The 26,878-nt window shown below is 40.0% G+C and carries 18 protein-coding genes and 1 tRNA gene; 13 read left to right on the forward strand and 6 right to left on the reverse strand.

From position 1 onward, the window contains the following. Positions 1-61: 61 nt before the first annotated feature. The 4 genes from AWN68_RS03390 (at position 62) to AWN68_RS18940 (ending at position 4,922) form a co-directional block, all read left to right on the forward strand. Positions 62-529: a ribosome maturation factor RimP gene (locus AWN68_RS03390; RefSeq protein ID WP_068411364.1), complete on the forward strand. Its 468-nt coding sequence runs from the start codon at positions 62-64 to the stop codon at positions 527-529. A gap of 5 nt (positions 530-534) precedes the next feature. Beyond that, entirely contained in the window at positions 535-1,782 is a 1,248-nt protein-coding gene (gene nusA / locus AWN68_RS03395; protein ID WP_068411368.1) for a transcription termination factor NusA, read from the forward strand. 36 nt (positions 1,783-1,818) lie between these two features. Beyond that, entirely contained in the window at positions 1,819-4,674 is a 2,856-nt protein-coding gene (gene infB, locus AWN68_RS03400) for a translation initiation factor IF-2 (RefSeq protein WP_068411371.1), read from the forward strand. A gap of 77 nt (positions 4,675-4,751) precedes the next feature. Beyond that, a complete protein-coding gene (locus AWN68_RS18940; RefSeq protein ID WP_157716061.1) occupies positions 4,752-4,922 on the forward strand; it encodes a hypothetical protein in 171 nt (56 codons plus the stop codon). Here the strand turns inward: AWN68_RS18940 and AWN68_RS03405 are convergent. Together AWN68_RS03405 and AWN68_RS03410 are read right to left on the reverse strand one after the other, a co-directional pair. Then, positions 4,896-6,083: a THUMP-like domain-containing protein gene (locus AWN68_RS03405; RefSeq protein WP_068411374.1), complete on the reverse strand. Its 1,188-nt coding sequence runs from the start codon at positions 6,081-6,083 to the stop codon at positions 4,896-4,898. The two genes, AWN68_RS18940 and AWN68_RS03405, sit on opposite strands and share 27 nt — an antisense overlap. A gap of 3 nt (positions 6,084-6,086) precedes the next feature. Continuing rightward, on the reverse strand, positions 6,087-7,070 hold the full coding sequence (locus AWN68_RS03410) for an aspartate-semialdehyde dehydrogenase (RefSeq protein ID WP_068411377.1): 984 nt from the start codon (positions 7,068-7,070) through the stop codon (positions 6,087-6,089). A gap of 103 nt (positions 7,071-7,173) precedes the next feature. Here AWN68_RS03410 and AWN68_RS03415 point away from each other — a divergent pair, with 103 nt between their 5' ends. The 4 genes from AWN68_RS03415 (at position 7,174) to AWN68_RS03430 (ending at position 16,915) form a co-directional block, all read left to right on the forward strand. Next, a complete protein-coding gene (locus tag AWN68_RS03415; RefSeq protein WP_068411380.1) occupies positions 7,174-14,643 on the forward strand; it encodes a lamin tail domain-containing protein in 7,470 nt (2,489 codons plus the stop codon). A 453-nt stretch (positions 14,644-15,096) separates the two neighbouring features. Then, positions 15,097-15,483 (forward strand): TraR/DksA family transcriptional regulator, encoded by a 387-nt coding sequence (locus AWN68_RS03420; RefSeq protein ID WP_068411383.1) that lies wholly within the window; start codon positions 15,097-15,099, stop codon positions 15,481-15,483. Next, a complete protein-coding gene (gene scpB / locus AWN68_RS03425) occupies positions 15,483-16,052 on the forward strand; it encodes an SMC-Scp complex subunit ScpB (protein ID WP_068411386.1) in 570 nt (189 codons plus the stop codon). Before AWN68_RS03420 ends, scpB begins: the two co-directional genes overlap by 1 nt. 50 nt (positions 16,053-16,102) lie before the next feature. After that, on the forward strand, positions 16,103-16,915 hold the full coding sequence (locus AWN68_RS03430; RefSeq protein WP_068411387.1) for a pseudouridine synthase: 813 nt from the start codon (positions 16,103-16,105) through the stop codon (positions 16,913-16,915). Positions 16,916-17,035: 120 nt separating this feature from the next. Here the strand turns inward: AWN68_RS03430 and AWN68_RS03435 are convergent. Continuing rightward, positions 17,036-17,108, reverse strand: a tRNA-Phe gene (locus AWN68_RS03435). 99 nt (positions 17,109-17,207) lie between these two features. Here AWN68_RS03435 and AWN68_RS03440 point away from each other — a divergent pair. The 5 genes from AWN68_RS03440 to AWN68_RS03460 all read left to right on the forward strand — a co-directional run bounded on the left by AWN68_RS03440 (position 17,208) and on the right by AWN68_RS03460 (position 23,274). Then, positions 17,208-18,530 (forward strand): 4Fe-4S dicluster domain-containing protein, encoded by a 1,323-nt coding sequence (locus AWN68_RS03440; RefSeq protein WP_068411388.1) that lies wholly within the window; start codon positions 17,208-17,210, stop codon positions 18,528-18,530. Positions 18,531-18,544: 14 nt separating this feature from the next. Continuing rightward, complete coding sequence (locus AWN68_RS03445) at positions 18,545-19,342, forward strand: (Fe-S)-binding protein (RefSeq protein ID WP_068411391.1); 798 nt, start codon at positions 18,545-18,547, stop codon at positions 19,340-19,342. Between the two features lie 74 nt (positions 19,343-19,416). Further along, positions 19,417-19,917 (forward strand): hypothetical protein, encoded by a 501-nt coding sequence (locus tag AWN68_RS03450; RefSeq protein WP_068411394.1) that lies wholly within the window; start codon positions 19,417-19,419, stop codon positions 19,915-19,917. Between the two features lie 38 nt (positions 19,918-19,955). Continuing rightward, complete coding sequence (locus AWN68_RS03455) at positions 19,956-22,019, forward strand: OmpA family protein (protein WP_068411395.1); 2,064 nt, start codon at positions 19,956-19,958, stop codon at positions 22,017-22,019. Between the two features lie 91 nt (positions 22,020-22,110). After that, positions 22,111-23,274 carry an AIR synthase related protein gene (locus AWN68_RS03460; protein WP_068411396.1) on the forward strand — a complete coding sequence of 388 codons (1,164 nt, stop codon included), beginning with the start codon at positions 22,111-22,113 and terminating at the stop codon, positions 23,272-23,274. Between the two features lie 33 nt (positions 23,275-23,307). On the opposite strand, the gene AWN68_RS03465 is transcribed toward AWN68_RS03460, so the two are convergent. From AWN68_RS03465 to AWN68_RS03475, 3 genes are all read right to left on the reverse strand, one after another. Beyond that, entirely contained in the window at positions 23,308-24,093 is a 786-nt protein-coding gene (locus tag AWN68_RS03465) for a Rossmann-like and DUF2520 domain-containing protein (RefSeq protein ID WP_068411397.1), read from the reverse strand. A gap of 66 nt (positions 24,094-24,159) precedes the next feature. Then, complete coding sequence (locus tag AWN68_RS03470; RefSeq protein ID WP_068411399.1) at positions 24,160-25,455, reverse strand: aminotransferase class V-fold PLP-dependent enzyme; 1,296 nt, start codon at positions 25,453-25,455, stop codon at positions 24,160-24,162. Between the two features lie 93 nt (positions 25,456-25,548). After that, positions 25,549-26,878 (reverse strand): cytochrome c-type biogenesis CcmF C-terminal domain-containing protein (locus tag AWN68_RS03475; RefSeq protein WP_317038913.1); only part of this gene is annotated, 1,330 nt, incomplete at its 5' end.

Consider the following 26,878-nt stretch of genomic DNA (forward strand, 5'->3'; position numbering starts at 1 on the left):
ACTTAAGGGAATTTACCACGAGGGGACCAAAAGTCCCCTCTTTGTTTTCTGATATTAGTTTATGGATTTAAAGGATTTTGTGGAGAAGGTGGCTATTGATAGCCTGAAGGATGAATCCTACTTTATCGTAGAGGTGATTGTTAAAGGTGTTTCTGGCAAAACCAAAATATTGGTGCTTTTGGATAGTGACACTGGTTTTAATATTGACGATTGTGCGGATTTAAGCCGGGCCATCAGTAACGAAATGGAAGCCGAGGCAATCATGGATGACCCATATATCTTAGAAGTTTCTTCGCCTGGTCTTGACCATCCGCTGAAATCTAAAAGACAATACCAGAAGAACGTGGGAAGAGACTTGAAGTTGGTCTTAACGGATAGCTCAATTGTAAAAGGAAAACTCATAGAGGTTTGCGAGAATACCATTAAGTTTGAAAAAGAAGTAAAAGAGAAAAAGAAAATAGGTGCTGAATTGGTGGAAATCAATTTCGATACTATCGAAAAAGCGAATGTATTAGTGTCATTTAAGTAATCAGAATGGACAGTTCAATATTAATCGAATCATTTGCAGAGTTTGCAAAAAATAAAAATGTCGACAGACCTACTATGATCAGAATTCTGGAAGATGTTTTCAGAACCATGATCAGAAAAAAATACGAGGTTGATGATAACTTTGATATCATCATTAATGCCGATAAAGGTGACTTGGAGATTTGGCGTTTCAGAGAAATCGTTGACGACAATTCGGAAGACATTTGGGACTATGACAAAATTAGTCTTACTGACGCGCGTTTGATCGAGCCTGATTTTGAGATCGGGGAGGAAGTTTCGGAAGAAATTAAATTATTGGACTTTGGTCGTAGAGCAGTAATGACTGCTCGTCAGACTTTGATTCAACGAATTAAGGATTTAGAAAAAGACTTACTTTATCAGAAATATAAAGACCTGGTAGGTGAAATGATTTCTGCTGAAGTTTATCAGATTTTGGGCAGAGAAGTATTGCTAATTGACGCTGAAGGAAATGAAATTTCACTTCCGAAGGCAGAGCAAATACCAAAAGACCGTTTCCGTAAAGGAGATTCTGTACGTGCGATTATCGACCGTGTAGACATGGTTAATGGTAGCCCAAAGATTATTCTTTCAAGAACTTCAGGCGAATTCCTCGAAAGACTATTTGAGAATGAAGTGCCAGAAGTTTATGATGGCTTGATCACCATTAAGAAAGTAGTTCGTGAACCAGGAGAAAGGGCTAAAGTAGCTGTTGAATCTTACGATGATCGTATTGATCCTGTAGGAGCCTGTGTGGGTATGAAGGGATCTAGAATCCATTCAATCGTACGTGAGCTTCAGAATGAAAATATAGATGTGATCAACTTTACCGATAACATGGAGTTGTACATCGCCCGAGCATTAAGTCCTGCTAAAATTACTAGCATGAAAATTCGGGACGAAGACGGTAGAGTTTCAGTTTTCCTTAAGCCAGACCAAGTTTCATTGGCCATTGGTAAAGGTGGACAGAATATAAAGTTAGCTTCTAAGCTAGTTGGATTGGAAATAGATGTGTTCAGAGAGTTATCTGAACTCGAAGAAGAAGATGTTGATTTGGATGAGTTTTCTGATGAAATCGACAGCTGGATTATTGATGAGTTAAAGAAAATCGGTCTAGATACCGCAAAGAGTGTGCTTGCCCTTTCTCAAGAGGATATAGTAAGAAGAACAGAGTTGGAGGAAGAGACAATAAAGCACGTTTTTGGTATCCTTTCGCAAGAATTTGATAAAGACTGATATTTTTTAAACGCTTAAAAAAAGGGATATTTGAGTATGGCAGAAGAAAGAACGATGAGATTTAGCCAAGTGGCGAGGAAACTGAACGTTGGTAGCAGTACCATAGTGGACTTCCTTTCCTCTAAAGGATTTGATGTTGACAGCAGTCCAAACGCGAAAATCACTGGCGAGCAGTACAGTATGCTCGCTAAAGAATTTGCTGCATCAGCTTCTGAAAAAGAGGAGGCTTCTCATCTAACTATCGGTAATAAGCATACCGAAGAAAAGCCGGTTTCAAGACCTGAGCCCACTCCTTCAGTTGCTCCAAAGAAGGTTGAAGAGATAGAGTCTGAAGAGAAAGAGGTGCTTATTAAGAACGTAAGCAGCGAGAAGCTTGTAAAGAAGGAAGAACCGAAACCTGAGCCTGTTATTGAGGCGCCAAAAGAGGTGAAGGAAGAGCCTAAAGCTGAAAAAGAAGAGCCAAAACCTGCTCCTGTTAAGGAAGAGGTGAGTCCTTCTAAAGAAGTAGCAACACCTGTTCCTGCTAAGGAAGAAGCTCCTAAGGTTGAGAAAAAGGTAGAAGAGCCTAAGAAAGAAGTGAAGGGTAATAAGCCTCACACTTTTAAAGTATTGGGTAAAATAGACCTTGAGCCAAAGAAAAAGGCAGAGGTTAAAGTAGAAGAGAAGAAACCAGAAGCACCTAAGCCAACTCCGGTAGCGCCAGCTCCCGTAGAAAGTGAAACGATTAAGGCAAAGGCTGACTCGCTAAGCGGACTGAAGGTATTGGGTAAAATTGAATTACCGACCAAGAAGGAGAAGCCTAAGCAAGACCAAAGAGGTGGAAATCAATCTGCGGCTGATAAGAAAAAGCGCCCAAGAAAGAGAATTCAATCTAAACCAGAACATCCTAATAGAGGAACTGGAGCTGCAGCTGGTGGAGGCGATAGAAGACCCCCACAAAGAGGTGGAGGTGCAGATACCAGAAAAAGAGTTCCGAAAGAAGAGCTTACAGATAAGCAAATACAAGATCAGATCAAGGAAACACTTGCCCGCTTAAGTGGTGGAAAAGGTGGTGGAAAAGGCAGATCTAAATATCGTAAAGAAAAGAGGAGTGCTGCCGCTGAAGCTGCCGAAGAAAGAATGCTTCAGGAGCACGAAGAGTCAAGAGTACTTAAAGTAACAGAGTTTATTTCTGCAAGTGATTTGGCCTCTTTGATGAATGTTACTGTAAACGAAGTAATCTCAACTTGTATGAGTTTGGGAATGTTCGTTTCAATTAACCAACGTTTAGATGCAGAAGCGATAACCATTATTACCGATGAATTTGGTTTTGATGTAAGCTTTACAACAGCTGACGAAGATGTTGAGATTATTGAAGAAACTGATGTAGCTGAAGATCTACTGGATAGAGCCCCGATTGTAACCATCATGGGGCACGTTGACCACGGTAAAACTTCATTGCTCGATTATATAAGAGATTCAAAAGTAACAGAAGGTGAAGCAGGAGGGATTACTCAGCACATAGGTGCATATGACGTAACCACTAAGGACGGTAAAAAAATCGCTTTCCTAGATACTCCAGGTCATGAGGCCTTTACTGCAATGAGAGCGCGTGGTGCGAAAATCACTGACGTTGTAATTATTGTGGTTGCTGCTGACGATAACGTGATGCCGCAAACGAAAGAAGCAATCAATCACGCTCAAGTGGCTGAAGTGCCTATTGTAATTGCGATTAACAAAATTGATAAACCACACGCCAATCCTGACAAAATCAAGGAAGAGCTTTCACAAATGAATATTTTGGTGGAAGACTGGGGTGGTAAATACCAATGCCAAGAAGTTTCTGCCAAAACCGGTCAAGGTGTGGAAGAGCTATTGGAAAAAGTATTGCTCGAAGCAGAATTGTTAGAGTTAAAAGCAAATCCAGAAAAGAACGCAGTAGGTACAGTAATCGAAGCTTCTCTTGATAAGGGTAGAGGTTATTTGACTACCCTGATGATTCAAGGTGGTACGCTTAAAATTGGAGATGTACTTTTGGCCGGACCGCATTACGGTAAGGTGAAAGCGATGTTCGATTACAGAGGTAATAAGCTGAAAGAAGTAGGCCCGTCTACACCAGTTCAAATGCTAGGTTTGGATGGAGCTCCTCAGGCAGGTGACCGTTTTAATGTAATGGATACTGAGCGTGAAGCCAGAGAAATTGCGAACAAACGTGAGCAGATTCTACGTGAGCAAAGTGTAAGAACTAAGAAACACATTACCCTTGACGAGATCGGTAGACGATTGGCTGTGGGTAACTTCAAAGAACTTAACGTTATCATTAAAGGTGATGTGGATGGTTCTATCGAAGCTTTGGGTGATTCATTACTGAAACTTTCTACTGAAGAAGTTCAGGTAAATATTATCCATAAGGGTGTTGGTCAAATTTCCGAGTCGGATGTGTTGCTAGCTTCTGCTTCTGATGCGGTGATCATTGGTTTCCAAGTAAGGCCATCTAGCGGTGCTAGAAGAATTGCTGAAAACGAAGAAATCGAAATCAGACTGTACTCTATCATCTATGATGCTATTAACGAGATCAAAGATGCGATGGAAGGCTTACTTGAGCCAACCGAGAAAGAAGTAATTACAGGTAATATCGAAATCAGAGAAGTATTCAAAATCTCTAAAGTAGGTACTGTTGCAGGTTGTTTTGTGTTAGATGGTTTCGTGAAGAGAAACAATCAAATCCGAGTGATCCGAGATGGTATTGTAACCTACACCGGAAATATCGGGCAATTGAAACGTTTCAAAGACGATGTGGCCGAAGTTAAATTTGGTTACGAATGTGGTTTGAGCATTAAAGGCTTCAACGACATTAAAGAAGGAGACGTAATTGAGGGTTTCGAAATTCAAGAAGTAAAAAGAACACTTTAAGTGCTCTAGAACATAAATTGAAAAGCCATTCTGAGAAATCGGAATGGCTTTTTTAATGAAATTAGCTTTCTTTTGGTATGGAAGTAGTCCTCAAGTTTCTGATTAGTGTTGCCGCATTATCTGTGATTATTGGGCTGTATTCTCCTTGGCGTATGCTGTGGTGGATGAGTAGACAAAACCGATTATTGGTGCTTAAATACTATGGGGTTCCGTTGGTAATTCTATTGCTGATCTACCTTTTCGCATAACACTACTTTTTTACCTGCTTGGTCCGTAGTGGCAAAAATGTAAAGATTACCTCCGTCTGCTAAGCCAGTTTTCTTTCTTATTTGATCTACCGTCATAGGGTAATTCCGAACCGTGATATTGGCCTTCATGTTCGGTATGTCTTTGCGAAGTTCTTTTTTATTGAAACTGATTTCACTAATCACTTTAAAACTTCTGCCAGGAAAATTGACGACTAGTGTTTCTGAAGTGTATAAATGTGAATTCACATGAAGCTTTATTAAACCAAATTGGCTAGCGATACTTTTAAATGCACCTGCTTTTAAAATAGCCACATTGGGTTCGTATAGATAACTTTCAACATCTCCATGAGCCAAGCTAACATTCTGCTCTTGAGAATAATCGAATCTAAACTCGACTTCGTTATTTGTCAGGTCAATTGCTTTGATGGTTGGGTTTTCATTCGCCTTATCATCTATAATAAAAAGGAGTTCTTTCACCTCATTGCTCACTGCAACACTATGAACTTCGGTAACTCCTCCAAGGTCTTTCACTGCACCTTTAATATCTAACAGAGGTGAAGTCTTCATTAATACTGTTCTTCCTTTGGCCTTCAATAATGGGAGTAATGAAAGTACATTAGGTTCGCAATCTTCAATCCTGAATACCTTTTGATCATGGCTTCCTCTTCGGGCAGGGTCCAGAAAAATCAAATCGAATTTATAAGAAGTTTGACGTAAGAAGTCTTCGGCTTCGGCATGGTCAAACTCTGCCGATTTTAAGCCCAAACATTTCAAGTTATGTTGAGCTATCTCTACTAAGCTGGCTTGTTTTTCAACATAAAAACCTTTTTTGAAATGTTTTGAAAGGAAGGAAAAGTCGATTCCCATCCCACCAGTCAGGTCTACGAATTTTTCACCTGAAAACAGCGATGCTTTGTATTCAGCAGTAATGGCTGAGGAAGATTGCTCTAGAGAGAGTGGTGGTGGGTAAATTAGGTGGGTTGCTGCATACCAAGTGGGTAATTTGGCTTTGGCTTTTTTTCTGGATTGAATCTGTTCAACAACCTCTTTTAATGGAATGTCTGAATACTGCTTTGCCCGAAGCATCAAAGTTGCGGGATCATCGTTTTCATGATCCCGAATAAACTTTTGAACTTCAGGTGTTAGCAGTGCTTCAATCAAAAATCAGCTGTTTTTAGATAAGTATTCCGCAATTTGAACTGCGTTGGTAGCCGCTCCTTTTCTTAGGTTATCGGCCACAATCCACATGTTTAGTGTGTTGGGCTGGCTTTCGTCTCTTCTCAAACGCCCCACAAAAACAGCGTCTTTTTTATGTGCTGTCAAAGGCATTGGGTAAAGATTGTTCTTTGGATCATCCTGTACAATTACACCTTCAGCATTCTCCAAAACCCCTCTTAATTCTTCCAGATCGAAATCATTTTCGAATTCTACATTTACAGCTTCCGAATGGCCACCAACCGTTGGAATTCTTACTGTAGTTGAAGTAATCCGGATAGAGTCGTCACCAAATATTTTCTTGGTTTCGTTAACCATTTTCATTTCCTCTTTGGTGTAGCCATTATCCAAAAACACATCGATATGAGGCAAGGCATTCATATCTATTTTATGCGGATAAGCCATGTCTCCCTCAATTCCGTTGCGCTCGTTCATCATTTGATCAACGGCAGCTTTTCCCGAACCAGTCACTGATTGGTAAGTAGACACTACAATTCTTTTAATCTTATACTTGCTGTGCAATGGCCCTAAAGCCACCACCATTTGGATGGTAGAACAGTTTGGGTTGGCAATAATTTTATCTTCAGCAGTAAGGCTAGACGCGTTAATTTCAGGTACGATAAGCTTATGGTCTGGGCTCATTCGCCATGCGGAAGAGTTGTCGATAACGGTAGAACCAGCAGCAGCAAACTTTGGAGCCCATTCCAATGAAGTGCTACCACCTGCTGAGAATATAGCGTAGTCAGGTTTTAGCTCAACTGCCTTGGCCAAACCAATCACTTCGTATTCTTTACCTTTAAAAGTCATTTTCTTACCTACTGATCGCTCAGAAGCAACAAGGAGTAACTCATCAAACTGGAAATTTCTTTCCGCTAAAACCTCTAAAATTTCTCCACCAACAAGCCCAGTGGCGCCTACTACTGCAATTTTCATTTTTTATTTCATTATATTTCGTACATAATTATATGATTTATGGAAATTTAATCATATAAATCGTATTTTAACAGGCTAGAATATAAACCCTTGTGAATTTCAGATGAGGTTAAGTATTTCAATAGCCATAGCAGCCCTTGCTCTGCATAGCGCAAATATAGCGTTAAGTCAGATTAACACCTTTCCTTATAGTGAAAGTTTCGAAGGTGATTTTACTGTTGGCGATCAAGTGACTTTTATTTCAAACTGGACAGGTAATCAAGTCAAGAATAGCTCAAGAATTTTTCAGGGATCAGACGGCAGAACTGGCACTGCCTCTCTCAATATAATTCCTATTTCCTCTTTTTCTGGAGAGGTTTTAATCGCTTTGGACTTTACTGGAATCAACAATCCTCTTTTGTCTTTTTATGCGTATTCAAAAAAAAATGGGGGAGATGCCTCGACTAGGCCAGCTTTGGTCAGCTTCTCAACTTCTATTGATGGAGGTGATAATTTTCTAGACAATGTGTCTATTGGCGATGCCACTACTTTTCCCAATAAGGATTCGACCAACTATACTAAGTATGAATACGAGTTACCCAACCAAGCCACGGGTCAGAGTAATGTAGTGGTGAAATTGAAAGTAGAAAGAGGCGATGGAGCAGGCTCGGCAGCTGAGTTTGTGATCGATGATGTGAGTATTGTGGAACAAGTTTTAACTTTGGCGGTTAGCTCAACAACCGCTCCCAGTTCTACATCCTTGGTAGTTAACTTTAACCAGGAGGTAACGGAAGCCACAGCCGAAGACAAGAGGAACTACAGTTTGGATAAGGGAGTAAAGGTGGTTTCTGCTTCGCGAACTGCAACCAATAAGGTTACATTAACCACTTCGGTAATGCAAAATGCTAATTATCAACTGACGGTGAATAATGTTGAAGATGCGGCAAGCTCTACTCCAGCAGTTAACTTAACATCTGCCTTTAGTTATGTTGAACCACTTTCTATTACAGCAGTTCGAGCACTTTCTAAAAACTCTGTTGAAGTAAGTTTCAATTTGAATCTTGATCAAACCACTGCAGAAACAACATCGAACTATGTAATTGATAATGGAATTGGCAGCCCTACTTTGGTGGCGAGAAGTACAACAGAATTTAATAAAGTGGTGCTCACACTCGATACCGATCTTACGGAAAACAATTTGAGTTTAACGGTCAATGGAGTAAAGGATGCTTCTAGATTGGCCTCGACTACAAATTTGACATCTAGTTTTTCTTATTTACCACTGGCAATTTCAAGTTTATTAACACTTTCAAATACTCAAGTTCAAGTAGTTTTTAATCAGAATGTAAAGGCCACTTCTGCGAATTTAGCGAGCAATTACAGCTTGGATTTTGGCTACGGCTCACCCAGTTCAGCGGTCAGAAATGATGCTGAGTTAAACAAAGTGGTGCTCACTTTTGCAACTGAGTTAGCAAATAATACATATCAGCTAACCATTAGTAGCGTGGCGAATGAAAGCGGAAATGCGCTGGCTTCTGCGCTAAAGAGTTCTGTGACCAATGCCACACAAACGGCTTATCGAACTTTGGTCATCAATGAAATTTTTGCAGATCCAACAGGCACGTCTCAACCTGACCCTCAAACCTTACCTTCTGGTACATCGGATGAATTCATTGAGTTGTACAATAATGGAAGTAAAGCCATTGATTTGGCCAGTTTTGACATAACCGGAGGAACAATTGCCAGCTATGTTTTACAACCTCAGGCTTATGTCATTTTAACCGCAACTTCAAATGTGACGGATTTTCAAACCTACGGAAACGTAGTAGGTGTCAGTTCATGGAATGGACTTTCTAATGGAGGTGAACAACTATTGCTGAAGGATAACTTGGGTAATTTGGTGGACAGTCTCACTTTCAGTACCGATTGGTATAAAGATGATGCCAAAGCGGACGGTGGCTGGTCTATGGAGCAAATCAACCCAGGCCTGGTGTGCAGCGATATAAATAACTGGCAAGTTTCGAATAATGCTCAAGGTGCTACACCATCTGCGCAAAACTCGGTGTATAATAACAGCCCTGATGTAAAGGCACCTAGTCTCACCGAAGTACGGATTGATTCGCCAAGTCAATTGACTCTGTTTTTTGATGAAATTATGGATGACGCCTCTGTTGGAGGAGCATCTTACACCTTAAGCGATGACGGAGCGATTGCTTCAAAGGCCGTGAACCAGACTACCCATAAATCTGTGGTGCTTTCCTTAACGACTCCCATGGTATCTGGAACGATTTACACAGTGTCGTTGACGGGTGTCATGGATTGTGCTGGCAATGAAATAGGGACAAACACATTAGAATTCTTATTCGACAACCTGGCACCAGTACTGCAGCGATTGATTTTTAAAGATTCCGCTACCATCGACATGGTTTTTGATGAGAATCTGAACAAGTCTTTGGCAGAAAGAGAAAGCAACTACTCCATCAACCTCGGAATCGGAAATCCGACAAAATCTATTGTGGATGCAAATAAAGATAGCCGTGTTCGATTGACTTTTGGAGCTTCAATGTCGATCGATTCGACTTATGAATTGACTTACGAAAACCTTGCAGACACACTCGATAATACGGTCGCCCCCACTTCGCTGACTTTCGATTTCGAGGATGAAATTGACACCGTGATTGTCATTTCAGCACAATTGCTTGATATATATTTCGATGCGGATGTCAATGAAACAACCGCAGAACAGCTGGCCAATTATTGGGTAGATGGCGGTATTGGTAATCCCGTTGCCGCTTCGCTAGACAATACAAACCATCGATTGGTACACCTGGTGTTTCATACCAATTTTGACGAAAACTCGAATCAGTATATAAGTTTTGACGGGATTCAAGCCTTGGATAAAAGCTATCTTCAGTTGTTCAATGCCTCTTTTGTTTATGATACGGATGATCCAGATATAGATTCTGTGGTGGTAGTTGACGAGCGTTCCCTGAGGGTTTATTTTGATGAAATTCTGGATGAAACTTCTGCTGAGTCAGTAAATAATTACACGGCAAATAATGGTATCGGTAACCCTGCTTTGGTAACTAGACAGGAAGACAAACACTCGGTGTTACTACAATTTGCACAGGCATTTGAGCAAGAAGTGAAGAATCGTTTATCCATCACTGGAATTCAAGATTTATCAGGCAATGCGATTTCAACCCAACGTAATGAAGACTTTACTTATGATCGATTAGCACCTCGTTTGGTTGGACTTACCTTGACTAGCCCAACGACAATACTTGTCGAATTTTCCGAAGAGGTGATAAAGGGAATTGCTGAAAAGGTAAACAATTATTCGGTTGATAACGGAATTGGAGCCCCATTGACTGCAGTACGTACAGAAAAGAACACCAACATTGTTGAGCTTACTTTTTCAGCTTTAGGGAATAATCCTCAAAACACACTTCGTATTTCTAACATTTCAGATGTGTTTAAAAACGGGTTGCCAGTTGATTTAGCGGCTACTTTTTCAAGCTTAAAACCAATCTTAGGAACGTTTACCGTATTGAATGACACTACGATTCAAATGCAGTTTACCAAAGCTTTGAATAAGACCGCTACTGAAAATATTGGGAATTATGCTTTTGATAATGACCTAGGTTTGAAGTCGGCTGTACAAGACCTAGCCGATGCTTCACTAGTCACGCTGAACCTGACAATTCCTCTAAAGGAAGACTTAAAATACCGTTTAGTGATGCAGCAATTATTGGATGCTGACGGCAATACCTCTGAGGTAATCAGTTATGATTTTACTTATAACACTCATATTGTATCCATTCAAATCCTTAGTCAGAACAGTTTGGTACTTACTTTTGATCAGGAGTTAGATGAAGCCGCAGCAGAAGCTATTCAAAACTATGTTTTGAATTCCGGCATCGGAAACCCTATTTCTGCTGTACGAAGTCCAGGTGATTTTAAGTTGGTGACCCTTCTTTTCAATACTAATTTTGAGGAAGGAATTAATTACGAACTCACAGTGCAGAACATTAAGGATTTATTCGGCTTCACGATAAATAGCTCACGAAATAAGCTGAACTATGACCTCACTCCGCCTGTGATTTTGGAAGTCAATTCTAAATACCTGAATGAAATTGAGGTGGTTTTTAACGAGTCGCTGAATGTAGCTACTGCTAGGACTATTAATCACTATTCGTTGAATAACGGAGTTGGAAATCCAACGTCTGCCACTTTGATGGCTGACTCTTCTACAAAAGTATTATTGAAATTTGGTGTAACATTGACCAATTCCATGGCCTATCAGCTTACAGTGGATAGGGTTCAAGACAAACAGGGAAATGCGATTGACGCTGCAGCTTTCGACTTTATCTATTCCACCCCTGTTACTCCAGCTTTTCGAGATTTAGTAATCAATGAAATCTATTTCGACACAAGGGTCACCTCCAACTTACCTAATGCTGAGTTTATAGAGCTTTACAATCGTGGAAATGAGAATATTGAACTGCGAGACTTTTTACTTACCGACAAAAGAGACACAGCAGTGTTTACCACTCAAACCTTGGGCCCAGGTGAATATTTGGCGGTGACAAGCCAAGGAGCAGTAACACAATATTTAAATTATGGGAAAGCTATTGGCCTAAAAAGTTTCCCATCGTTGTCGAACACAGGAGAAACGGTTTACTTACTGGGGAGAAATAAGGTAGTAATTGACTCGATTGCTTACGATCAGTCTTTTTATAATGATGCAACAAAAGTTGATGGAGGTTTTTCTGTGGAGCTAATTAATCCCGAAAAACCTTGTTTTGAATACACCAATTTTGCTGCTTCCGTTTCCCCGAATGGAGGGACACCGGGCAGTGAGAATTCGGTATTTAATGTTTTGGCAGATGTAGCGGCTCCGTCTGTGAACAAACTGGAAGTGATTTCTACTACCGAATTGAAATTGACTTTTGACGAAGCTATGGATATTGGCACTTTGATTCCTGCCAACTTCTCTTTGCAAAATGGTGTTTCTGTGGTTTCTGCAAGCGTGCTTAATCCTTTTGGCAGAAGCATACAATTGAAACTGAATAAGGAATTTGCAAAAGGCCATGAGCTTTCGCTTACTATAAGTGGCATTAAAGACTGCTCAGGTAATGCGCTATCTATAAATAATTTCACCTTTGTAGAAGGTGATAACCCAGTATTTCATGAGCTTTTGATTACCGAAATTATGGCCACGCCTAGCCCAAGTAAAGGGTTGCCAGGGGTAGAGTATGTAGAGATTTATAATAACTCGGGTCGAATTATTGATTTGGAAGGTCTCTTTTTTGGTAATAATGACGGGGATTATAAACTGACAAAGAAGAACATGCTACCATATACATATTTGATTTTATCAAGCAATTCAGCCACAGCAACTTTGGCTGTTTATGGTGATGTGTTGGGCGTAAACTCATTTCCAACTTTGACTATTGAAGATGAGGCGAAACTCAAAGACGCTAATGGAAATATCATTTTTGAAGTGACTTATGACCGCAGTTATTATCAGTCTGATACCAAGGATAATGGAGGCTATAGCATGGAGTTGATCAATCCTTTGGCTACTTGTTTCGATAAGAGTAATTGGATTGCTTCAAATAGTGCGAATGGAGGAACGCCAGGTATTCAGAATTCAGTTTTTGACACCACGCCAGACACTACGGCTCCATTAGTAATCTTGCTTTCTACGGAATCAGAAACACAGCTGAAAATTACTTTTAATGAAGCCATGAATACAGCTTCAATTTTGACTTCGGCTGTAAATCTTTCTAGCGGACTTCAGGTCGCTAGCATTGAAATTCTTGATGATTATGGTCAAGAAATTTTAGTAAACTTATTTAGTGCCTTTCAGCGAGGAAAGGTGTATTCAATCACACTCTCTGGCGTTAGCGATTGCGAAGGAAATGTGATTTCAACCGTAACCAAGAACTTTTCATTGGGAGCCGTTCCGTCATATCAAGAACTTATTATCACCGAGATTATGGCCAACCCAGCTCCTTCGCAGGGCTTGCCCGTAGTGGAATATATAGAGGTTTTTAATGCTTCCTCTAAAATAATTTCTTTGGCAGATTTAACACTTTCTGATGGTTCAAGCTCAACCAAATTGGGTAACTTCAACCTTAATCCATCTGAATTTTCAATCCTTACAGCTAATTCCGATAAGGGCGAACTCGAACCCTATGGTAATGTTTTGGGTGTAGCGAGCTGGCCAAGCTTAAATACAAGTGGCGATAATGTTTCGCTTAAGCTGGGTGATCAAATAATTCATAGTGTTGTTTACTCTTCTGCTTGGTATCGTTCCTCTTCAAAGGCAGATGGAGGTTTTAGTTTAGAATTGATCGACCTGAGTTACCCGTGCGTAGAGCAGCCCAATTGGAAGGCCTCGGAGGCATTGGTAGGAGGGACGCCTGGGGCACCTAACTCTGTCAATGGAAGTAATCCAGATTTGACCGGGCCTGAGTTGATTAAAGCTGTGGCTTTAAATGCCAATCAAATTCAGCTCATGTTTAATGAGAAATTTGACTACTCTTCTTTAAACGCGAGTAACATTTCCATATCAGGAGGGGTTTCTGTTTCCCATATCAACATTATGCCTGGGTATAAGTCCGCCACTTTAGATTTAACTAACTCACTTACATCAAATACAGCCTATCAACTTACAGTAGAGAATATTACTGATTGCAGTGGTAATCTCATTTTGGCAAATGCTAGACAAGCCACTGTTGTGATAGCCGTGGAAGCCGAACCTTTGGACATTATTGTCAATGAAATCCTTTTCAATCCTAAAACAGGAGGGGTAAAGTTTGTCGAGGTTTATAATCAATCGAACAAATACATTAACCTTAAAAACTGGAGAATAGAGGGCAAAACAAATGATAGAGTGATCTCTACAGAGGATATTATAATTGCTCCTTCTGGTTATAAAACCATTACAACAGATGGTGATATTCTGAAAAACCAATATGCGAGAACAGAACTCACCACTGTATTAAAAATGGGTGCCTTACCAAACTTACCTTCTGATGCCGGAATGGTTCGGCTTATTAATAGTAATGCCGTTGTGATTGATGAGGTAGAATATGATGAAGCTTATCATTCTTCCCTGCTGAGTTCAATAGACGGTGTTTCGCTTGAGAGAATTCGTTTTTCTGGGCTGTCGAATGATGCTAACAATTGGCAGTCGGCTTCTAGTCAGTCTGGCTACGCTACCCCAGGCTATCAGAATTCTCAAGCGCAAAGACAGCCTACAAATGTGGCTACCCTCAATATAGAGCCAAAAGCATTTGCACCAGATGTAGCGGGAAGCGCTAGCTTTACGACTATTAACTATGAATTCGATAATACAGGGAATGTAGTAACGGTTTCGATTTACGATTCAAATGGAAATCTAATTAAAAACCTTTCGCAAAACTCTATAGTAGGTACTTCTGGGTTTTTTCGTTGGGATGGAACAACAAACATGGGAAAAAAGGTGCGTTTAGGTTATTATTTGATTCTGTTTGAAATTATAGAACCCTCAGGAAAAGTAACCCTCAAGAAGGAAACGGTAGCAATAGGAACTCGCCTCTGATTTTGATCCTGCCATTATAATAGATACAAAATTAACCGCTTATGATGAAATTGCATTGGCCTGTGAGGGAATATGCGCGAGGAATTGTTATATTAGGAGAGACTAATTTAAGAACCATCTAATACCCAACTAAATGAATTGTTTAATAAATAATGCAATCGATTTTAACCTGAAAAAGGGTAGAAAGATCGAAGTGATTAATCGATACCTGAGAATAAAGTACAGAGTGCAAATTGATAGCTTTTCTATTATGAAAAGAATGCAGGCTCTGAACGTTCAATACTGAATTAGCCAGATAGCCTAATAAAAATGAGGCAACGGGTCTTTTTTGCAATAAGAAACTATAATATCGTTGTGCTGTCCTCTTAAAAATTAATTGAAAGCCTTTGCGTTCTCTTTGAGGTCGTCTATTTTAGTGCGACTTTTATACCACTACATTTAAACAAGCTAATTATGAGCCAAGGAGAAAGAACAAGATATTCTGACAGTGAATTAAAGGAATTTGAAGCGCTCATCAATGACAAGTTGGAAAAGGCTAAAAGTGAGTTCAATGAATTAAAAAGGAGTATTTCAAAAGGAGGAGATACAGGGACAGATATAACCAACAACTCTACCAAAGTTTTGGAGGATGGAGCGGATACATTAGAAAAGGAGAACCTTAATCAGTTGGCTGCTAGACAACAGAAATTTATCAGCAACTTAGAGAATGCCTTGATTAGAATTAAGAATGGCACCTATGGAATATGTGTTGATACGGGTAAACTTATTTCAAAAGAAAGGCTGAAAGCAGTACCTCATACCATGCACTCTATTGAAGCTAAATTGGCTCAAAAGAGTTAGTGGATTTTCTCGGAAACCATATTGAAGCCCTCGTTTTTTGTTCTGAAAAACCAATTAAAGTAGCTGAACTCAAGTCCTGTTTGAGTGAAATGTTTGAGGCGGATGTGCCAGAACAAGATATTTTGGATGCTTTAAATAAGATCGAGGAGAAATACTTAGGTGATGAGTACCCCTTTACTATATTTAAAAGTGGGGGGGGATATCATTTTCTTACCAAGCCTGCTTATCAAGCCAGTATTAGCATTTTACTCAAGCAGCAATCAAAGAAAAGACTTTCTACCTCCGCTTTAGAAACTCTTTCCATTATTGCATACAAACAACCGGTTACCAAATCTGAAATGGAGCAAATCCGCGGTGTAAACTGCGATTATGCCGTTCAGAAATTATTGGAAAAGGAGCTGGTTGAGATTAAAGGTAAATCTGAAAACGTAGGTAGACCGTTAATTTACGGAACTTCGGAAAAATTTATGGACTACTTTGGTATCAACAGTCTTAAAGATTTACCCACCCCAAAAGACTTTGCCACAGAAGAAAACGAAATAGGCGAACCTACAGAAGAAGATTCATAGATAAGCTTTTCGTACCTTTGTCTATATTCCAGTAGAGATACTGCATTATTATGGCAAAGAAATTCAAACCAAAAAAACCTTTTTTCAATAAGGTTAAAAACACTCCAAAAACTCCACCTACTTACGATCGAGAGCTCGTGCAAAAAGGCAGGGCTAACGCAAGTGAAATAAGGCTTAATCGCTATATTTCTAACTCAGGCGTATGTTCTAGGCGCGATGCCGATAAGCTTATCGAAGCGGGTGAAATTAAAGTGAACGGAGAAGTAGTAACCGAAATGGGTTACAAAGTAAAGCCTACCGATAAGGTTTCTTATGAAGACAATGTCTTAAAAAGAGAGAAACTGGTCTACCTAGTACTCAATAAACCGAAGGATTTTATCAGTACCACAAGTGATCCTGAAGGCAGGAGAACCGTGATGGACTTGATTAAAAACGCTTGTGAAGAACAAATTTTTCCAGTAGGAAGATTAGACCGAGCCACTACAGGCTTGTTAATTTTCACCAACGATGGAGATTTGGCTAAAAAGCTGACGCATCCCTCTCACAAAGTGAAGAAGATCTATCAGGTTACATTAGACAAACCGATTGAAGAAGAAGATTTCGAGAAAATTAAAGCAGGAGTAACCTTAGAAGACGGCCTTGCTCCCGTAGATGACTTGGCAGTGACTAGCCCAGACGGAACCGTTTTGGGGATCGAAATTCACATGGGAAAGAACAGAATTGTCCGTAGAATTTTTGAACACCTTGGTTATAAGGTTGAAAAGCTAGACCGGGTAGTGTATGGCGAGCTGACCAAAAAGGACTTGCCACGCGGTAAATGGCGCTTTATGACTGAAAAAGAATTGATGAAGCTTAAAAAATAGTATGCATGCATACTATTTTTGACTTCATTTTATATATTTGTTTATGCACGGCAAAATGAACCAGTTCTTGGCTGAAGAGCAAAAAATAAAGCCTCCCATTTCTGGAAGGCTTTTGCAACGTGGTGCTGAGTGGATTCGAACCACCGACTCACGGATTTTCAGTCCGATGCTCTACCAACTGAGCTACAGCACCCTCAATTGGAGGCACAAAAGTATACAAAAAGTTCACCCGTACAAAACATTTTTAATAATTTCAGGTCTGAATACTTATTAACCCTAGAAGCCTTAATTTATGCAGTATATATCTCAAATCATTTTCTTGCTTGTAGTGGCTGTGGCGGCATATTTTCTGTACCAACGCATTAGCCGAATCAGGAAAAATATTTTTCTAGGAAAGCCTTCTGGAAGAACAGCTAGCCCTGAAAGATGGAAGACAATGCTATTGGTGGCACTAGGCCAGAAGAAAATGTTCAAGCGCATTGTGCCCGCTTTTTTGCACATGTTGATTTATGTGGGCTTCTTGGTCATCAATCTTGAGGTCCTCGAGTTTGTAATTGACGGAATTGCAGGAACACACAGAATATTTGCTCCGTTTTTAGGAGGCTTCTATACCGTGCTCATCAATGTCTTTGAGTTTCTAGCCGTTGGGGTAATGTTTTCATGTATCATGTTTCTCATTAGAAGAAATGTGGTAAAGGTAAAGCGCTTTCAAGGCAATGAAATGAAGAAGTGGCCAACCTTAGATGCTAACCTTATTTTGGTGATTGAAATCGTTTTGATGTTTGCCATTCTTACGATGAATGCAACAGATATGCTTATCCAAGGTCAAGATGAACATTATGCTCAAACAGGCACATTCTTCTTTAGTGGTTTATTGGTGCCGCTTTTTGAAGGAATGCAATTATCTACCCTGATCTTTGTCGAGCGCTTTGCTTGGTGGTTCCATATTCTTGGAATTTTAGGCTTTGCCGTGTATGTAACTTACTCAAAGCATTTGCATATCGCTTTGGCCTTTCCAAACACATGGTATTCTAACCTAAACCCTAAAGGGCAAATGGAGAATATGGCTGAGGTAACCAACGAAGTGAAAATGATGTTGGGCATGCCTACCGAAAATGCCAACGAACCACCGGCTGAAATTGCTCGATTTGGAGCGAAGGATGTAAACGATTTGAGTTGGGTGAACATCATGAATGCCTATTCTTGCACAGAATGTGGTCGATGTACCGATAACTGTCCAGCAAATATGACTGGTAAGAAACTTTCTCCTCGAAAAATCATGATGGACACGCGTGATAGGGCTGAAGAAGTAGGTGCTAGTTTGGCCAAGGGAGGTAAAGGATTAGAAGATGGTAAGTCGCTATTGGGCGATTTCATCACCAAAGAAGAAATTAATGCTTGTACGAGCTGTAACGCCTGTGTAGAGGCCTGTCCGGTAAATATCGACCCACTGGCCATTATTTTACAAATGAGAAGGTACGTGGCCATGGAAGAGTCTGGTTCGCCTGCTTCATGGAATAGCATGTTCCAAAATGTGGAAACTAATTTTGCACCATGGAAATTTCCACCAACAGACAGGTTTAAGTGGGCGGAAGAAATGGAGTCTAAATCTTAAGAGCGAAAGAAATCATGAGTGATATTTTGAATAATGTACCCGTTATGGCCGATTTGGCCGCCAAAGGCGAATCTCCTGAAATACTTTTTTGGGTAGGATGTGCTGGTTCTTTTGATGACAGATATAAGAAAGTAACCCAAGCTTTTGTTAAGATACTGAACAAAGTGGGGATCTCTTTTGCCGTTTTAGGCCCAGAGGAAACCTGTACTGGAGATCCTGCCAGGAGAGCTGGAAATGAGTTTTTGTTTCAAATGCAGGCAGTTTCCAACATTCAAGTGTTGGATACTTATAATGTAAAGAAGATTGTAACGGCTTGTCCACATTGTTTCAATACCATTAAAAATGAATATCCAGAGTTAGGGGGTAATTACGAAGTGATTCACCACTCTACTTACCTTCAGCAATTAATTAATGAAGGCAAAGTTGGCTTGAAAGGTGGTGGAGAGTTCAAAGGAAAGAAGATCACTTACCACGACTCTTGCTATTTGGGTAGGGCGAACAATATCTACGAGGCTCCTCGTGAGGTTTTAGCAGCGCTTGATGCTGAGTTAATTGAAATGAAACGTTGTAAAACGAAAGGTCTTTGCTGTGGTGCGGGTGGTGCTCAAATGTTTAAAGATGCAGAACCTGGTAACAAAGAGGTGAATGTTGAAAGAACTGAAGAAGCGATTGAAACAGGTGCCAGTATTGTTGCTTCTGCTTGTCCGTTTTGTATGACAATGATGCGTGACGGTGTGAAAAGCAAGAATAAAGAAGAGAGCGTTGTAGTAATGGATTTGGCCGAATTGATCGCTAAAAACGAAGGGCTTTAATGACCGATTGCACTTAAGGAATTATTCTTTACGGATTGAAGTTCAAATACAGTCTACTAACAATTTAGAAACTTATGCTAACCGATTTCAATAGCCTTAGCGAGAACTCTAGAACCTGGGTATATCAGGCCAATAGGAAACTGACTGCCTCAGACAAAGAAAAGTGTTTAAGTCAGCTTGATGCTTTCTTGAATCAATGGGCGGCCCATGGCAATGATTTAATGGCTTCGGGAATTATCAAGTATGACTACTTCCTCATTATTAGTACAGACGAATCTTTCAACATGGCCAGCGGTTGTTCTATCGATACGCAAGTAAGGTTTATGCAGCAGCTTTCCTCAGAATTGGGTATCGACTTTTTTCAGCGAACCAACATTGCTTTTTTAATCAATAATGAAGTAGAATTGGTGTCATTGGGCCAAATAAAAATTGAAGTTGAGAAGGGGCGAATTTCTTCCCAAACACTTTTCTTCGACAACACAATTCAGACAAAAAGTCAACTTGATAATAATTGGTGCGTTGAAGCGGGTAAAACTTGGTTAAACAGATACTTTAAGCAGGCTGCAAGCGTATAGAGTATTAGCATTCAGCTTATTTCGCTAATTTACAATCGATGAGGAATAGGATTCAAATTACTGGTATTCTTATATTGGCCCTTTTGGTGGGCTGTAAATCTTCCCAAAACTTTCTTGGTGTTGATTCTCCGAGTACTCCGACTAGAGATAACAGGCCTACAAATACACAATCTAACGATGTGGGTAGTTTAGCTGGCGGAGTGGAGGAAGAAATAGAGAAGCCGAAGGAGGTCAAGATTAAGAAGAGTTATGAGAATGCTAACTACAACCTAGCAATCGAAGACTATAAAAAGGAACTGGAAGATGACCCCGAATCTCCAGCGTTTAATTATTACGTGGCGGAATCATACCGCAGAACAAACCGAATCTTTGAGGCTACAGATTATTATGCGAAAGCCATAGAAGGTGGCTTTGCGGATGATGAAATGGAGCTGCACTATGCCCAAGCTTTAAAGGCGTCTGAGCGATACAACGATGCTAAGAATGTGCTTCAGAATTATCTTCAATATGCAACGGTTGAAAGTTTTGTAGATCGCGCCAAAAATGAATTGAAGAACCTAGATAAGCTGGACAGCATTGGCTTGAATGTTCGAAATATTGATGTCAAGAATGCGGAAGGGATTAATACTGAAAACGCAGAATACAGCCCTTATTTCTTCAACAATGAGCTTTATTTTGCCACAGGCAGAGAGCAAGCAAAATTTGAACGTTATGGAATTCCGTTTACGGATCTCTATAAGATTCAGAGCAATGGTTTAAATATGGATGCGTCTTCCATTGAAAAGCTTTCGGAGCTATTCAATGATGAAGAAATAAATGAAGGCTCCATTGCCTTTTCTCCCGATGGGAATTCAGTGGTTTTTGCAAAAGGGAATTCAGCTGATAAACGAGGGCGATTCAACATAGATCTGTTCATTTCCACGAAAAGAAATGGAGAATGGACGAAACCACAGATAATGCCTATTAACAGCCCAGATTCATGGGACACTAGCCCTACTTTTAGTGGCGATGGAAAAACCATTTACTTTGCTTCTGACCGCCCAGGAGGTGTGGGTGGTTCAGATATATACAGAACAAGATTGAATGACAGAGGTCGTTGGGGCGATGTTCAAAATATGGGGCCAACTATTAATACGCCAGAAGATGAAATGTTTCCATACGTCTCACCGGATAATAAGCTTTACTTCTCTTCAACTGGGCATGCTGGTTTTGGTATGCTCGATGTTTTTGTGGCGATTAATCAAGCCGGAAATATTACCATTCAAAACATGGGGCCTTCCGTCAATTCATCTTACGATGATTTTGGCTTAGTATATTCTGAGTTTCCTTTCGAAGGCTTTTTCAGTTCTAATCGCCCTGGAGGTAAAGGAGATGATGATATTTACACTTTCATAGACAATTCATCAGACCTGAAGAAAATTGAATACGTATTAACCGGTGTTACTTACCAGCTGAATGAAGACAGCACACAAAGCATTTTAGCAGATGTGCGTGTAAAGTTGATGAGTATTGATAATGAAGTTGTGGACGATCAAGTAACAGGCAGAGGTGGTGTTTTTCAGTTTGAAGTAGATCCTGAAAAGGAGTATATTTTATTGGGCGAAAAAACAAATTTCTTTGCCAAAAGGCGAGAGTTTTCAACTGTTGGAGAACAAGTAAAACAAGAAGACTTGGTAGAGCGATTTAGCACCAAAAAGTTTGAGTCATCTTTAACATTGGATCCTATTATTCTAGAAAAAACGATTGTACTTCAAAATATTTATTATGATTTAAATATGGCTGAGATTAGGCCAGATGCAGCTTTAGAGTTAGATAAACTCGTGGAGCTCTTAAAGGATAACCCGAATATTAAAATTGAATTGAGTTCACACACCGATTCACGTGCCGATGACGCACTAAACTTGGATTTGTCTGAAAGAAGAGCGCAAGCAGCCGTTCGTTATTTGATTCTAAAAGGCATTTCTCAAAACAGGCTTGTGGCCAAAGGTTATGGCGAGTCTCGGTTGATTAATGGGTGCGGTAATGATGTGGATTGTACCGAAGATCAACATCAACAAAATCGTAGAACTGAATTCAAAGTGATTGAATATAAAGACAATTAAGGCGTATTGAATTTTTTAGCAGATTAAAAACTTGAAAAAAGAGCCCCGTCATACGGGGTTTTTTTATTTTTGTGATCTTAAATTATCAGATATGAGCGACAGGTACATGCAAAGAGGCGTTTCAGCTTCAAAAGAAGATGTTCACAACGCAATCAAGAACTTAGACAAAGGGCTTTTTCCTACTGCTTTTTGCAAGGTTGTTCCTGATTTTATGGGAAACGATGATGCGTTTTGTAATATTATGCATGCCGATGGTGCGGGTACAAAGTCCGCTTTGGCTTATATGTATTGGAAAGAAACTGGCGATCTTTCGGTTTGGCGCGGCATTGCTCAAGATGCCATCATTATGAATATTGATGATTTGCTATGCGTTGGCGCAACGGATAACATTCTTCTTTCTTCAACCATTGGCAGAAATAAAAACCTGATCCCAGGGGAAGTGATTGCTGAACTGATCAATGGCACAGAAGAAGTGCTTCAGGTGCTCAGAGATAATGGCATGAACATTATCAGCACTGGAGGCGAAACGGCAGACTTAGGAGACTTGGTGAGAACAGTAGTAGTGGACAGCACAGTAATTGCCCGAATGAAAAGGGAAGATGTGGTGACCAATGAAAAAATTAGGCCGGGTCAGGTTATTGTTGGTTTGGCTTCGCATGGCCAAGCGACCTACGAAAATGAGTACAATGGTGGAATGGGCTCGAATGGACTTACTTCTGCGCGCCACGATGTATTCCATAAAGATTTAGCCACTAAATTTCCAGAGAGCTACGACCACGCTGTGCCTGCTGATTTGGTGTATTCAGGCAAATATCAATTGACTGATGCTGTAGAAGGAAGTCCATTGGATGCAGGTAAACTGGTTTTATCGCCTACTAGAACTTATGCGCCAGTGATGGTTGAGATTCTTAAGAAATTCCGAAATCAAATCGGTGGATTGATTCACTGTAGCGGAGGCGCTCAAACCAAAGTACTTCACTTTGTTAATGGTGTTCATATTGTGAAAGACAACCTCTTTGAACTTCCTCCTTTGTTCAAAATGATTCAGGAAGAAAGCGGAACAAGCTGGAAGGAAATGTACAAGGTTTTCAATATGGGTCACAGAATGGAGGTTTACATTGATGAAGAATTTGCTGAAGAAATCATTTCCATTTCAAAAAGCTTTGATATCGATGCTCAAATTGTAGGCAGGGTAGAAAGTTCAGAAACGAAGAAGCTTACCATAGACTCTAAGTTTGGAGAATTCATCTACTAGAGGGTATAATGTTTGTTGTGATTACATGGGGATTTATTCCTCAGCGTAAAAATCAATAATATTCTGGGAGATAGACCTGTAGATTTCTGCAATGTCTGGATTGCTCGATAGAGTTTGGAAGTGCTTATCCAAGGTTTCAAAATCGCCTCTTTTGGCTGGGCCAGTTTGAGCATTATTTGGGCCTATTTCAAGCGACTTGCTGAGTGTTTCAATGATTAATGGCTCAAGTAAACCGAAATTTAGGTTTCTATTTTCCAGAATACCTTTTGAAATCGTAAATAGATGGTTTGTGAAGTTGCAGGCAAATACAGCCGCCAAGTGAATCGTTCTTCTATCTCGGCTATCCATTAACTGTACTTTGTTGCTAACGCTTTTGGCCAAACTGTTCAGAGCGTTTTCTGTCATGTTATTTTCTGCCTCAATCCCGATTGGAATCTCTGAAAAGTCAACCGCTTTGCCTTTACTAAAGGTTTGAAGTGGATAAAACACCCCTTGGTTTTCCGTTCGGGCATAACCCAAAGCGCTCATTGCTACAGACCCTGAGGTATGGACTAAAATGGCATTTTCTGGAAGTATAATTTCAGGAGCGATTTCAACAATAGCATCATCCGAAACGGCCAAAATAAATATTTGAGCACTACTGTTATCAAAATTGAGCTTATTGGTGGGGTGAGCATTAAAGAAATCCAAAGCAAAATTTTTGGACTTACTGATGTCTCTATTATAGATATCAGTAATTACATGTCCAGCATTTTCAAATGCTCTGGCCAAGTGCCAAGCAACATTCCCTGTGCCTATTATACCAATTTGATAACTCATGGTTCGAAGTTAGAAAAACGAATGGAATGGTTGATATCGAAAGCGCTGTTCTTGTCTGGAATAAGTTTACTTAGGGGTGCCTGCAATTTTGAGCATGGCTTCTACCAAACGATCTAAATCATACTTTGTAGTATATACATGTGGCGTGATTCTAGGGCCGTTTACCTTTTCCCATTGCACAGGGCTCGTATGTATTTTGTATTCGTTAAAAAGCCTGTTGTGTACTTCTCCTGCTGTCATTCCGGCCACTCCAAAGTTACAGAGGGCTCTACTAAATTCTGGTTTTAGCGAAGTGTATGGAATAATGTTTTTATGCTGAATAACCTCCTTGGCCCAATATTGCTTCAAGTATTCTAATCTGGCTCCTTTTCGTTCTTGGCCAATGGCGTTATGAAAGTTGAGCGCCCCACCAATAGCTTGTTCTGTAGCAAATGATCGGGTACCAATATTTTCGAATTTTCGAATGTTGGTTTCTTGGTCTTCGGGCGAAGCCAAAAGCGGCCAAATGTCTTTTATCTTTTCCTTTCTAATGTATAGCATTCCTGTTCCGAAGGGTGCACAAAGCCACTTATGAAGGCTGGTTCCGAAATAATCGCAGCCCAAGTCTGAGATTTTGAAATCTAGATGAGCGAAGGTGTGAGCTCCATCTACCACAGAGTCAATTCCTCTTTTTCGGGCTTCTGCACAAAGCTTCTTGGCGGGCATAATTTGGCCAGTCCAATTGATCATATGGGTGATATGAAAAACGCGTGTTCTTGGCGTTACTGCATCTGTAAACTGCTTTACAATGACATCATCGTTTTCATTGGGTAAATCTAGATCAAGCCACACCAATTTTATTCCATCACGTTTTTCACGCTGCCTCCAAGCATTCATCATGTTTGGATAATCATATTTGGTCAGAATTACTTCGTCTCCCTTTTTCAAGTTCATTCCAAATATTACAGTATTGATGGCTTCGGTGGTATTTCGGTTGATGGCTATTTCATCGGCAGAGCAGCCTGCAAGCGCTGCTAGTTTATCCCTAACAGGTTCACGGCCTTGATCAAGAATCCGCCACATGTAATAGGAAGGCGCCTCGTTGGCGTATTGGTAATAGCGAATAACAGCATCTTGGACTACTTTTGGCTGTGGGCTTACTCCGCCATTATTAAGGTTAATAATATTGGGAGAAGTGGTGTAGGCCTGCTGAATCCTTGTCCAGAGCTCCTCGTCTTGGGCTGCGGCCTCAGGAGAAAGCTGATTTATTTCCACCATTGCTTGACTCACATCTTCGGCAACGGATTTGTTAAAAAATGAGGAAAGAGAAAGACTTCCTGCGGTTAAAAAGGATTTTTGGATAAATGACCTGCGTGAATTCATAGCCTAAAATTTTAGTGAATTCAAATTAGGCATTTTTCAACATTTTAAAACCTTTGATTAGAAGAGAGGTAAAAACACCAGAATATGGCGGTTTTACTCAATCCCCTTGTCTCTCATTTGCATGAACTCAATATAGCGTCTTCTAACGGCTATAATAAAGCCTGCAATCATCACCAAAGTACCTATCCAAAGTATATTGATGTGTGGTTTTTCAAGGGCTTTCATAATAATGAAATCCTTTTGAGTTGTGTTTAAGCCTAAGGTTATAGAACCCGTATCAGGATTAATACTCTCTACCGAAATTTTTGAAGCGATCTCTTGAATTACATCGGGCTGTTTTCCAACTTGTCCGTTTTGAATAATGAAAACTGGTTGAGCCAAATACTTAATATTATCTTCGGCATAAACAGTAATGTTGGCCCTTACGGCAACATCGTCTGGCCAAAGGTCTATAAAACTCATACGGTCAAGTCTTTCTAAACCATTGAAGTCGGCTACGTAGTCATTGATGAAGAAGCGTTCTCCTACTTTTACCTCGATATCTACTTTTTCGCCCCATTCAATATCTTCTTCAAAAAATGGCTTTCTCACGTAGGAATAAATGTCTCTGCTCCAAAGTTTTTTAATATCAGGAGAGATTACATTACCCATTTGTGGGTTCACTTGAATTCTAGGGTATAATGTAAATCCTTCACCAGTGTTTCCATCTTTATAATCTACTTGATAGTAGAAGTTTTCAGGATTTTGAACATAGACCGTGTCGCCCGCTTCAGCATAGATTTTATTTTCTACAACAATGGCTTGTTTAGCCACTTTGTAATAAGGGTCTTCAGTATTATTGAGGTTAGATTTCTTAACATAACCAGGAATGTCATTGACCTTCATGAGCTCATTGCGATAAGTAATTTCATACTTATTCATAAAGCTGGGCTCATTTAAGAAGAGCGCGATGTTAGTTTGATTATACTCATCGGTCATCTCTCTGCTTATGATACGAGTATTGAGAGAAATAGCTTCAGAATAGCCTTCTGAAAACATAATCCCGATCAACATCATAGCGATACCAATATGGGCTACAGAACCTCCAACCAATTTAAAACTCTTGCTTTTTAATAATGATAAGAGAATTTTTGAGTTGGCCACAATTGAATACATTCCGGCAACGAGTACGAGAATATATACGGGGTCATAAATTTTCGCTACAACGAAGATGATCGCGCTCAATAATAGTGAAATCACAATAGGGAAAGTAAGCGAAGCAATGAGTTTTTGCTTATCCATTTTCTTCCAAAAGAAGAATTGGCCAGTGCCACTGAGTAGGGCAACAGCAATGGCAAACCATACTTGACTATTGGAGTAGAATTCAATTTGATTGGCTGGTTGGGCAAGGGTAGAAATCCCACCAAAGAATTCTATGACCGCA

The sequence above is a fragment of the Roseivirga echinicomitans genome (assembly GCF_001592935.1).
Taxonomy (GTDB): Bacteria; Bacteroidota; Bacteroidia; order Cytophagales; family Cyclobacteriaceae; genus Roseivirga; species Roseivirga echinicomitans.